Origin of the sequence: Pollutimonas bauzanensis, assembly GCF_040393045.1 — a bacterium.
Taxonomy (GTDB): Bacteria; Pseudomonadota; Gammaproteobacteria; order Burkholderiales; family Burkholderiaceae_B; genus Pollutimonas; species Pollutimonas bauzanensis_A.
The window spans coordinates 1-11,183 of sequence record NZ_JBEBUX010000132.1; the positions used below are offsets into that span (position 1 = coordinate 1).

The window sequence follows — 11,183 nt, forward strand, 5'->3', positions numbered from 1 at the left end:
GGTTCAAAAGAACGCATGCGCTTGTCCTGCGCGTCCCGCCAGCCGTTGCCACAGCCGCAACTGGCCTGGCCAATGGCCGTACGATCCATCGCAGCCCATCCGTCGTCTGCTTGCCCAACGATTGCCAGCGTCACGCAAAAATGCCAAGCACCCAGCCCGTCCCATCGATATGTCAACTTTCCATATTGCAGCGGGGCAGGTCCTATGAGGCGGTATTGCAGCGACTTTCGGGCCGAGCAAGCCGCACACGAAAGGAGCCCGAATGGGCGGATGAGTGGGGCGATGCGGGTTCGGCGCCGCAGGGCGACGAACCAGGCAACGAGGAGCGCAATACCGCCTCATAGGACCTGACGCGCGGGCTATAAAAATTAACGATAAAACACAGGGCCTGCCACGCGTATCAAGAAAGATTGATGATACGAAACGGGATCTGATACGCGACCGTTTACTCCTTGACCGCCCCCGTCATCCCCGACACGTAATACTCAACAAAAAACGAATACACAATCGCCACTGGCAGTGAGCCCAGCAGGGCCCCAGCCATCAGCGCTCCCCAGTGGTAAACATCGCCTTCGATCAGTTCCGTCACGATACCAACAGGCACCGTCTTGAATTCTGTAGACGAAATAAACGTTAGCGCGTAAATGAATTCATTCCAGGAAAGCGTGAAGGCAAAAATGCCTGCTGATATCAGTCCCGGAACAGATAGCGGAAGAATGATTTTTACCAGTATTTCCCAGCGGGTAGCACCATCGATCAGCGCGCATTCTTCCAGCTCGTAGGGAATCGAACGAAAATAGCCCATCAGCAACCAAGTGCTGAATGGAATTAAAAACGTTGGGTAAGTCAGAATCAGGGCCATACGCGTATCGAACAGCCCCAACTGGAAGACGATGGCGGCCAAAGGAATGAACAAAATCGATGGCGGAACAAGGTAAGCAAAAAATATCCCCAAACCAACTTGCTTGGAGCCCTGGAAGCGTAACCGCTCAATGGCATACGCCGCAAAAACACTGGCTGCCAGGGAAATAAGCGTTGCCACGGTCGAAATCAGTATCGAGTTCCACAGCCAGCCCGGAAAGGGGGTCTCCCAGAGTAGCGTCTTGAAATGCTTCAGGGTTGGGGCAAGCACCCAGAAAGGGTTACCCGAGCTTAGCGCCATCTCTTCATCTGGCTTGAATGCGGTAATTGCCATCCAGTAGAACGGAAACAGCAAGACAAAGACGAAGATGCCTAGCGGGATGTAAATGGTGACCCAGCGCCGGGGCATGGATTGAAGATAATCCATGCCTTGTTTTTCTTCTTGTTGGTCAGTCTTCATTTGTCGCCTCCTTGCTGCCACGCGCGTCGTTGCAGGCCGAAATAGGAAAACATGATGGCCGCCAGCAAGAACGGCACCATCATGATGGCCAGTGCTGCACCTTCTCCCAGAGAGCCTCCCGGAATCGCACGCTGGAATGACAGGGTCGTCATCAGGTGCGTGGCATTGAGCGGCCCGCCGCGGGTCAGTACGTAAATCAGTTGAAAGTCGGTGAAGGTGAACAAGACGGAGAACGTCATGACGACCGCGATAATCGGCGTCAATAAGGGCAGGGTGACATAACGAAACTGCTGCCAGGGCGTTACGCCATCAATAGAAGCCGCTTCATACAAGGCGGGAGAGATGGTTTGCAGGCCGGCCAACAGCGTAATGGCAACAAACGGAATGCCGCGCCAGACATTGGCGACTATGGTTGAAAACCTCGCCATCCATGGGTCGCCAAGGAAATTGATATAAGTGTCTATGAGACCCATTTTGACCAGGGTCCAGCTGATAATCGAAAACTGTGCATCGTAAATCCACCAGAATGCCAGTGCCGATAACGCTGTCGGCACGATCCAAGGCAGCAAGACCATGGAGCGAAAAAACGACTTGAAGGGCAGGTTTTTATTCAGTAGCAGCGCCAGCCATAGTCCGAGGGCGAATTTCAATACACTGGCTACGGCTGTGTAGAACAAGGTATTGAACAGCGCCAGTTGCGCTACGGAGTCGCCAGAAAGATATATATAGTTTTCCAGGCCGATCCATTCGCCGGCCCGACCTATCTTGGCATCCGTGAAACCCAGCCATATGCCCAGCCCTAAGGGATAGGTTAAGAACACCAATAGCAATAAGGCGGTGGGCAGCATAAAAACCAGCCCCAGCCAGTTTCTGTTATTCAGTATGCGAGATAGCATAAACATCCTCGACAAAGTCCGCCTTTACAGCAGCGCAAGATTTGCCGCTGTAAAGGGCTTAAATCGCAGTTTCGTTACCCGCGCCGATTTCTTAGGCCTTGTAATAGCGCTTGGCGCGTTCGGCGGCCTGGGCTGCTGCTTCTTTGGGCGTTTTGGAACCGCTGGCGGCTGCCGCGATCATGTCGAGTACGACATAGTCGGCCATGACTGCCGCAGACGCGGTTCCCAAGGGGCCAGCATGGCCGTTATCCAGCATTAGCGCTGCAGCATCGCGATACACCGTATGCTTGGGGTCTACAGTCCAGATGGGATTGGCCTCGTAGGCTTTAAGCGATTGGCTGACATAGCCTATGGCGGCTTCCATCCAGGGGTTGTACTGGTCTGCTTCCATCATGAACTGCAAGTAGGCCTTGGCGGCGTTCGGGTATTTTGAATACTTGAACAGCATCATCTGTGTGATTTGCATGAGCTCGGTGGGCTTGCCTATGGGGCCTATAGGCAGGTGCGCATGTTGTATGTCTTTGGCCATGGCCTGCCATTTTGGGTCGGTCGAGTTCTTGGCTGCGTAATACACCGAAATGCCATTGGCGGTCATGCTGATCTGGTTATCCAGGAATGCCTTGTTATTAGATGGATCCTGCCAAGAGAGGGTGCCAGGCACAAAGGTTTTGTATAGTTGTTGCGCATATTCCAGCGCTGCCCAGGTTTCTGGCGAATTGATAACTACATTGCCCTTATTGTCGACCATCATCCCGCCGTGCGACCAAAGCAGCCAGTGCGCCCAGTTGTTGCCATCGCCAACGGCTTTACCCAGCGCGAATCCAACCGGTGTGCCTTTGGCCTTAAGTGCCTGGCATAGCTTGAGAAACCCAGCGGTATCTTTGGGAACGCTGTCGAAGCCGGCTGCTTTAACCTGGCTTTCGCGATAGCACAAGGCATTGCCAACGACGCCTAGCGGCAGGGCGATCCATTTATCGCCGCGCATGCCGTATTTCTTGCATACGTCATACCAGCCGCCGTATTTTTTATCCAGATAATTAGCGAGCTCGGACAGGTCAAGCAGCTTGTCGGGATACTGATGCGGGTCATCGAACCAGCCGATGATAATGTCGGGGCCGCTACCTATGTTGGCAGCTACAGCCGCCTTGGGCCTGACGTCCTCCCAGCCTTCGGCATCTATCCGTACTTCAACACCGGTTTTTTCTGTGAATTTTTTAGTGTTGGCGTTCCAGAGATCTTCATCGCCTTGTACAAACCGTTTCCATCGAAGAACCCGCAACTTGGCGCCTTCTTCGGGTTTGTAGATCAGCTCTCCAGGTGCGGCAGCAAATGCATGGTTTCCCATGCTTGCTGCGGCGGTAATCCCTGCTGTAGAAATCAAGAAATCGCGCCTTGTCAGCTTTGTCATGTCTTGCACTCCTTTGGTTATTGGGACAATGTCCCGTACCGCTCTGTTTACATCGTTACAACCTCCTGAAATTACGCTTGCACCAGCACTTTGCCGGATTGTTCATCGAATAAGTGGGTGCGCTGCGGATCGGGCAGCAAATGCAAGATGTCGCCAGCCGTAAAATCGTGGCGTTCGCGAAAAATCGAGATCATGTCTACCCCGCAAAAGCTCGAATAGACTTCGGTATTGGCGCCGGTAGGCTCGACCACGACAACAATGGATTTCAAGCCTGTGTCGGGCTCGCCGATTGATAGGTGTTCAGGGCGTACGCCGTAAATGACTTTTTGGCCGTCAGCGCCTGCGCCATGGGCGCTTTGTGGGGCCGGCAGGCTACTGCCGTCGGCAAATTCAACGTTGGCTCCTGCTGGGTGGCGGCGTAGCGTACCGGGAATGAAATTCATGGCGGGAGAACCGATGAAACCCGCTACGAACAGGTTGGCAGGATGGTCGTAGATATGCAGGGGCTTGCCATGTTGCTCGACGACACCGTCGTGCATGACAACGATTTGATCCGCCATGGTCATGGCTTCGATCTGGTCGTGGGTCACGTATACGGAAGTCGTGCCCAGGCGCTGGTGCAGCGCTTTGATCTCAGCGCGCATTTGTACGCGTAGTTTTGCATCCAGATTCGATAACGGTTCGTCGAATAGAAAAACCTGGGGATCGCGCACGATGGCACGACCCATGGCAACGCGTTGGCGCTGGCCTCCTGAGAGTTGGCGGGGGTAGCGTTGCAGTAGCGCGCCCAGGCCGAGCACTTCCGAGGCTTTGTCGACGCGTTGCTTGATGACGGCCTTGTCGGACTTAGCCAGCATCAGTGAAAACGCCATGTTGTCGTAGACAGTCATGTGGGGGTAGAGCGCATAGTTCTGGAACACCATGGCGATATCGCGCTCTTTTGGCTGTACGTTATTGACGACTTTTTCGCCGATAAGAATTTCGCCTTGCGTGATTTCTTCAAGGCCCGCAAGCATCCGCAGCAATGTGGACTTACCGCAGCCCGAAGGCCCCACAAGCACTGCAAATTCGCCATCCTGGATGGATATGCTTACGCCACGAATGACTTGTGTGCTTCCAAAGTATTTCTGCACCTCGCGAATCTGCACTGATGCCATGCTTTGTTCCTTTTGCCTGGGGGCGGTTAGCTGTCTTCGATGGTCTGCCTTCCTTCTACAACTATGTAAGATGGGCGGCCGTTGAGCGCCCAGTCAATTAGGTTTTGCGCGGCCTTGCGCCGCAATTCTTTTTCAGCCACCGTCGAATAGAAGGCGGCATGTGGCGATAGCAACACACGTGGATGCTGCACAATGCGCGAGTCTACCGCTGGCGGTTCGTGGGGCAGTACATCTAGTGCTGCGCCGTCAAGCCGGCCATTGTCCAGAGTTTCCAGCAAGGCGTCGATATCGACTACCGGGCCACGCGCCGTATTGACTAATACGCTGCCGGCCTGCATTAATCGCAGCATTCGCCTGCTGACGATGCCCCGGGTTTCGTTATTCAGGGGTACATGCACCGATATGGCATCGGCCCGCGAAAAGAGTTCGTCCATACTAACGCGTTCTACATAAGCCGGGAAGTCGCCGTCCAGCAAATAGGGGTCGCAGGCAATAACGTGCTTGAAGCTATTGCGGGCGATATGCGCCATGCGTTTGCCGATACGGCCCAGGCCCAGGATACCTACCGTCATGTCGGAGACCCGGCGCATTGGGCCAGCGGATGAAAAATGCCATTGGCCGGCTTTGACATCGCGATCGTAGAAGGTGATGTGCCGCAGCAAGGAAAGCATCATGGCGAATGCATGTGTAGCGACTTCGCCAACGCCATAGTCTGGTGAATTGCCAACCCAAACGCCGTGTGCTTTGGCATCGTCGGTATTGACGGTGTCAAAGCCGGCGCCGTAGCGGCTAACAATGCGAATTTCGGGCCTGGCGGTGAATACCGCGGCATTGACCGGCGCATATTGAACCAGCAGCCCTTGGCACCCGGCTGACGCTGCGATGACGTCGGCTTCAGTGCGGCATTGTGCTGTAACAACTTCGATGCCTGCTTTACGATACAGGGATTTTTCTAGTTCAAGATCGGGGAAGTCATAATCGGTGATCAGGATTTTCCGGGGCACTATTTGTTGCGGTTCGGTCACTCAAGTTTCCTTTAAGATTGCTGGCGACTACATGGTGGGGCCTAGTACCCAGGGCGCGAATTCGTCTTCGCCGAAACCGTACTCTTCGCTTTTGGTACGTTGCCCCGAGGCGATTTCAATGATGCGTAGCAAGATCTCTGCGCCTTTTTGTTGCACCGTTGTGGCGCCTTCAAGGATTTCCCCGCAGTTAATATCCATGTCTTCGCTCATGTGGCGATACATGCGCGTATTGGTTGCCAGTTTTAGCGACGGCGATGGTTTACATCCATATACCGATCCGCGGCCAGTGGTAAAACAGATGACATTGGCGCCGCCAGCAACTTGGCCGGTGGCCGAGACCGGGTCGTAGCCGGGGGTGTCCATAAAAACCAGGCCATGGGATGTCACCGTCTGTGCGTATTCGACGACATCGGACAAGTTGCTGGTGCCGGCCTTGGCGACCGCTCCCAGGGATTTTTCAAGAATGGTCGTCAACCCGCCTGCCTTGTTGCCGGGGGAGGGGTTGTTATTCATTTCACCGCCTAGACGTTCGGTATATGCTTCCCACCAATGAATGCGGTCGACCAGTTTTTGCCCCACCTCTTTAGAAACCGCGCGGCGTGTCAGTAAATGTTCGGCACCGTAGATTTCCGGCGTCTCGCTAAGTATCGCTGTGCCGCCGTGCTGCACAAGCAAATCCATGGCCGCGCCCAATGCCGGGTTAGCGGTAATGCCGGAATACCCATCCGAACCGCCGCATTGCAGGCCCACGGTAAGGTGGCTTATGGGTACGGGCTGGCGTGTTGCCTGATTGGCAATGGGCAGCAACTCTTTTATGAGCGCTATGCCTTGTTCTATGGTTTTGCGCGTGCCGCCGATATCTTGGATCGTCATGGTGCGCAGGCTATCGGATTCGTTCAGGCCTTCCGCGCCAAGCAGGGACGAGACCTGATTCGATTCACAGCCTAGCCCTATGAACAGGACCGCCGCAAAGTTGGGGTGGCGGATATAACCGGCAGTAACGCGCCGCAAAAGGTCTATGCCTTCGCCTGCGCTGGCCATGCCACAGCCGGTTTTATGCGTAATGGGAACTACGCCATCGACATTGGGAAAGGCGGCAAGGGCGTCGCCGCGGAAGGCTTCGGCAATTTGGCGGCATACGGTGGCCGAGCAGTTGACGCTGCTGATGATGCCTATGTAGTTGCGCGTGGCGACGCGGCCGTCGGCGCGGACTATGCCGTCGAATGTTTTCGCTGTCTCAGGTTTGGGATCGGGCCGTATATCGGCGCAAAACGCATAATCGCGTACAAAATCGTGCATGGCCAGGTTATGCAGATGGATGTGCTGGCCGGGCAGAATGTCGCGGGTGGCAAAACCGATAATCTGGTTATAGCGGCGCACTGGTTCGCCGGAGGAGATGGTTTTGGCAGCCATTTTATGGCCCGCGGGTATCGCATCGGATGATGCAATTTGGTATTCGGGAAAGGCAGTGCCAGGCTTGATGTCGCGTGTTGCGATAAGCACGTCGTCGTTGGGGGTCAGGCGCAGTACGGCAGGTTCCTGATCGCGGCGGCCGATGGAATCGACGGCTATGGCTATTTCTTGTGTCACTGTGAATTCCTGTTAGGAGTACTCAACTCAGTCTATTACACTAGCCGAAACGGGTAAAGTGGTATTACCAGTATGCAGCCCTAGTATTTACCCCAGTGCCTATTGGCTTAAGTCTTTGCAGCATCAAGCTTTATGCGCGTTGGCACGTTTTTAAGTCTGCTTTTTTATCTTGACAAGTGCTTGAGGCTATGGAAATCTAGCGGTTTTGGTCAGACCAATTTATTGGGTTGAACTGGCAAGTTTTCTCTCGAGGAGAGCACGAGTGGCGGAGCGTAATCATTACAATTTTTCAGAGCGACATGCCGTAGTGACAGGAGGGGCGGCCGGAATTGGCCTGGCTATTGCACATCGGCTTGTCGAGGGTGGGGCTACGGTCAGCCTGTGGGATCGTGATTCAGATATGTTGCAAGAGGCATTGAAGACGTTTGGCGAAAGCAAGCCGCATGCGGTCAATGTCGATGTCAAGCAGGAAGACTCCATCAATGCGGCGTGCAGGGCAAGCCTGGAATTTGCCGGCAAGATTGATGTGCTGGTGACCAGCGCAGGCATTACCGGCCCTAACACCACCGTTTGGGACTACCCCGTGGCTGACTGGGACGAGGTCATGAATGTGAATTTGCGCGGTCCATTTCTATGTTGTCGTGCCGTCGTTCCCCATATGCGTGAAAAAGGCTATGGCCGTATCGTCAATATCGCTTCGATTGCCGGAAAAGAGGGCAACCCGAATGCGTCGGCTTATAGTGCTTCCAAAGCAGGGGTCATCGCCCTGACCAAATCATTGGGTAAAGAACTTGCACAAACCGGAATAGGCGTTAATTGCGTAACGCCTGCTGCAGTGCGTACCGCTATCTTCGAGCAAATGACACAGCAGCATATAGACTTCATGCTGTCTAAAATTCCGATGAACCGTTTCGGCAAGACCGACGAAATCGCGGCGTTGGTCGCTTGGCTTTGTTCGGAAGAATGTTCTTTTTCCACCGGCGCGGTATTCGATGTTTCTGGCGGACGGGCAACATATTAATGACCATACAACGATATTCCGCTTCGGAACTGAACCGTTGCGCTACCGAACTGCTTGTTGCCGCTGGAATGGACGCTGAGCTGGCAACGGTTGTTGCGCAAACTCTGGTCGAGGGCGACCTGCTCGGCCATGATACGCATGGCCTGGCTTTACTGGCGCCTTACATCAAGGAAATCGAAAACGGCACAATGGCATTGTCCGGCACCCCGGCGCTGTTATCTGACAGGGGGGCCTCGCTATTATGGGATGGCAAGCGTTTGCCTGGGCCGTGGTTAGTGCACCAGGGGCTGGCTACGCTGGCGCCGCGCGCCCGTGAGTTTGGCAGCGCGACGCTGGTCATACGTCGCAGCCATCATATTGCTTGCCTGGCGGCGTATTTGTTGCGGGCCACAGAGCAAGGCTTGATGCTGGTGCTGGCTTGCTCCGACCCTGCGGTGGCAAGCGTTGCGCCGCATGGCGGCACGCGTGCCGCTTTCACGCCTGATCCGATCGCGGTAGGGATTCCAACGTCGGGTACGCCATTTTTGGTCGACATTTCTTCTTCGATCGTCACTAACGGGATGAGTGCCCGCTTGCACAAGGCGGGCGAGCAATTCGATCAAGAATGCATGCTTGATGCGGATGGCAGACCTAGTCGCGATCCGGCTGTCCTTGCCAGCGACCCACCCGGCACCATCTTGCCCTTGGGCGGCGTACAGTCTGGCCATAAAGGCTTTGGGCTGGCATTGATGGTAGAGGCCTTAACGGGGGGCCTGGCTGGCCATGGCCGCGCTGATCCGCCGTTAGGCTGGGGCGCTACGGTCTTCATGACGCTTTACGATCCCGAAGCATTTGCCGGGACCGGCGAATTCATGCGCCAGACCGATTGGATCGCCGATGCATGCCGAAGCAATCCGCCTCGTCCGGGCATAAGCTCGGTACGCATGCCCGGCGACCGGGGCATGGCTGCCAAGGATGAGCAAACCCGTCTGGGCATTGCTTTGCATCCCACGATTCCCTCCATGCTGCAAGATTGCGCGAAACGCTACGGCGTCGCCTTTCCCCAGGCAATCGATGGTTAAATGTAGGCCCTTGCAGCAACCTATTCGCAGTGTGTAAATCTAATGCCTATCAAGGTTATCGAACCCCCGCGCCTTTACCGGCAGATTAGTGATCAGTTACGTACACTGATTCAGGCTGGCGAATTTCCCGTGGGATTTCGCCTACCATCCGAACGTGACTTGTCCGTCCAGCTTGGCGTTAGCCGGCCGTCGTTGCGCGAGGCGCTTATCGCCCTTGAGGTGCAAGGGTATATCGAGGTGCGCCTGGGGTCGGGTATTTATGTGTGCGAACCCCCGCCGCCCGCCAAGGCTAGCCTGGACCTTTCGGGCGAAGAGGGCCCTCTGGAGCTGATACGCGCCCGAATATTGCTGGAGGGAGAGGTGGCGGCGACAGCTGCCAAGGTGGCGCGCAAGCGTCATTTTGACGCTATTGCAGAAGCGATAGACATGATGGAAGCGGATGCCCGTGCCGGGATAAAGCCATTAGAGGCCGATCGTCTGTTTCATGTCCGCATTGCCGAAGCCACAGGCAATAGCGTGTTGGTGGATGTGGTCAAGCGTCTATTCGATTTTCGATTGGGACCTTTGTTCAACCAGCTGGATCGCCATTTCGAAACCAATGATGTTTGGCAGGACGCCATACGCGAGCACAGGGAAATACTGCAGGCATTGCGCAGTAAGAATCCTGACTTGGCTCGGGCGGCCATGCAGCACCATATGGGGATCGCATTCAAACGGCTGACCTCAAGCCTTGTCGATGCGAAGGGGCGGGGGAAGCGTTCTTCACCTCTCTGAAGTACGTACGCGAGGCCTTGGTGCTACGAAGTTTCCACGACGGACTAATCCCGGCCACTCCTTATTAATTGGGTCGGCATGCACCATATAGTGAGTGTCCCTTACGCATTGCCGGGATCCCTCATGAACAAATACGATGCTAGTTACCGCCTGTTGTTCAGCAACCCTTTGATGGTTAAGAGCTTGTTTGAAGGCATACTGCAGGCGGCTAGCCCGGATCTCGCATTGCCTGCAGCCATTGAGCTGGATTGGAACCGTGCCAAGGCCTTGTCTGGCAGTTTTATTACTAAGGACCTACGTCAGCGCCATAGCGATTGCGTCTGGTGCATCCCTCGCACTTCTGGCGCTGATCTGCATCTGTTGTTATTGCTGGAGTTCCAGTCTTCCAACGACACGCATATGGCATTGCGGATTACTATTTATGTGCTTTTACTATACGAAAGCCTGATCAAACAAAAGAAGATTTTACATGGCGACCCCTATCCCTTGGTATTGCCCGTGGTGTTGTATAACGGCGTAACGCGCTGGGCGGCGGCCACGCGTCTGGCCGAGAAGTTCGAAACAAGTGCGGCGCTGTCCGGCATTTTTCCAGATGGTGGTTATATCCTGGTGGATGAGGGTGAGTTATTACGGAAGGGGAAAGTACCTCAAGCTGGATTGATGGGCCTATTGATCCGGCTAGAGCATTGCCAAAGTATTGAGCAATTACAGCAACTGGTGCAAACTGTCATTACACAGACGGCTGATCCCGTATATGCATCCGTGCGCGATGCTTTGTTAGAATGGACCAAGCATGTGCTGTGGCCTCGCAATGTCAAAGGCCGGGATGCTAGTGCCATCAACAACTTCCAGGAGTTTAATGCCATGTTAATTGAAGGTCATGTCTCGTGGACAGACAAGCTGCTGATGCAGGGCATGCAAAAAGGCATG

Annotated in this window: 11 protein-coding genes; 5 read left to right on the forward strand and 6 right to left on the reverse strand. The window is 54.7% G+C overall.

Annotation, left to right across the window (positions count from 1 at the left end; translation table 11 throughout):
- The coding region (locus tag ABWO67_RS16500) for a hypothetical protein (protein WP_353153493.1) at nt 1-344 on the forward strand (344 nt) is incomplete at its 5' end.
- Between the two features lie 101 nt (nt 345-445).
- Here the strand turns inward: ABWO67_RS16500 and ABWO67_RS16505 are convergent.
- From ABWO67_RS16505 to ABWO67_RS16530, 6 genes are all read right to left on the reverse strand, one after another.
- Nucleotides 446-1,321: a carbohydrate ABC transporter permease gene (locus ABWO67_RS16505; RefSeq protein WP_353153496.1), complete on the reverse strand. Its 876-nt coding sequence runs from the start codon at nt 1,319-1,321 to the stop codon at nt 446-448.
- On the reverse strand, nt 1,318-2,217 hold the full coding sequence (locus tag ABWO67_RS16510; protein WP_353153498.1) for a carbohydrate ABC transporter permease: 900 nt from the start codon (nt 2,215-2,217) through the stop codon (nt 1,318-1,320). The genes ABWO67_RS16505 and ABWO67_RS16510 overlap by 4 nt, the downstream gene beginning before the upstream one ends.
- 91 nt (nt 2,218-2,308) lie before the next feature.
- Nucleotides 2,309-3,625 (reverse strand): ABC transporter substrate-binding protein, encoded by a 1,317-nt coding sequence (locus ABWO67_RS16515; protein ID WP_353153501.1) that lies wholly within the window; start codon nt 3,623-3,625, stop codon nt 2,309-2,311.
- A 71-nt stretch (nt 3,626-3,696) separates the two neighbouring features.
- Nucleotides 3,697-4,782 (reverse strand): ABC transporter ATP-binding protein, encoded by a 1,086-nt coding sequence (locus ABWO67_RS16520; protein WP_353153503.1) that lies wholly within the window; start codon nt 4,780-4,782, stop codon nt 3,697-3,699.
- Between the two features lie 26 nt (nt 4,783-4,808).
- On the reverse strand, nt 4,809-5,807 hold the full coding sequence (locus ABWO67_RS16525) for a C-terminal binding protein (RefSeq protein WP_353153506.1): 999 nt from the start codon (nt 5,805-5,807) through the stop codon (nt 4,809-4,811).
- Between the two features lie 27 nt (nt 5,808-5,834).
- Nucleotides 5,835-7,364, reverse strand: coding sequence for a UxaA family hydrolase (locus tag ABWO67_RS16530; RefSeq protein ID WP_502930036.1), 1,530 nt, complete (start codon nt 7,362-7,364; stop codon nt 5,835-5,837).
- 295 nt (nt 7,365-7,659) lie between these two features.
- Here ABWO67_RS16530 and ABWO67_RS16535 point away from each other — a divergent pair, with 295 nt between their 5' ends.
- The 4 genes from ABWO67_RS16535 to ABWO67_RS16550 all read left to right on the forward strand — a co-directional run.
- Nucleotides 7,660-8,418, forward strand: a complete 759-nt coding sequence (locus ABWO67_RS16535) for an SDR family NAD(P)-dependent oxidoreductase (RefSeq protein WP_353153511.1) — start codon at nt 7,660-7,662, stop codon at nt 8,416-8,418.
- Nucleotides 8,418-9,479, forward strand: a complete 1,062-nt coding sequence (locus ABWO67_RS16540) for an Ldh family oxidoreductase (protein ID WP_353153513.1) — start codon at nt 8,418-8,420, stop codon at nt 9,477-9,479. The genes ABWO67_RS16535 and ABWO67_RS16540 overlap by 1 nt, the downstream gene beginning before the upstream one ends.
- Before the next feature lie 42 nt (nt 9,480-9,521).
- Entirely contained in the window at nt 9,522-10,253 is a 732-nt protein-coding gene (locus ABWO67_RS16545) for a FadR/GntR family transcriptional regulator (protein WP_353153515.1), read from the forward strand.
- Between the two features lie 123 nt (nt 10,254-10,376).
- Nucleotides 10,377-11,183, forward strand: an 807-nt coding sequence (locus ABWO67_RS16550; RefSeq protein WP_353153518.1) for an Rpn family recombination-promoting nuclease/putative transposase, incomplete at its 3' end; no start/stop codon positions are given.

What these genes read in the sequence shown, in the direction of transcription:
- ABWO67_RS16510 (WP_353153498.1), bottom strand. Translation starts at nt 2,217, where the DNA reads ATGCTATCTCGCATACTGAATAACAGAAACTGGCTGGGGCTGGTTTTT.
- ABWO67_RS16520 (WP_353153503.1), bottom strand. Translation starts at nt 4,782, where the DNA reads ATGGCATCAGTGCAGATTCGCGAGGTGCAGAAATACTTTGGAAGCACA.
- ABWO67_RS16515 (WP_353153501.1), bottom strand. Translation starts at nt 3,625, where the DNA reads ATGACAAAGCTGACAAGGCGCGATTTCTTGATTTCTACAGCAGGGATT.
- ABWO67_RS16540 (WP_353153513.1), top strand. Translation starts at nt 8,418, where the DNA reads ATGACCATACAACGATATTCCGCTTCGGAACTGAACCGTTGCGCTACC.
- ABWO67_RS16545 (WP_353153515.1), top strand. Translation starts at nt 9,522, where the DNA reads ATGCCTATCAAGGTTATCGAACCCCCGCGCCTTTACCGGCAGATTAGT.
- ABWO67_RS16505 (WP_353153496.1), bottom strand. Translation starts at nt 1,321, where the DNA reads ATGAAGACTGACCAACAAGAAGAAAAACAAGGCATGGATTATCTTCAA.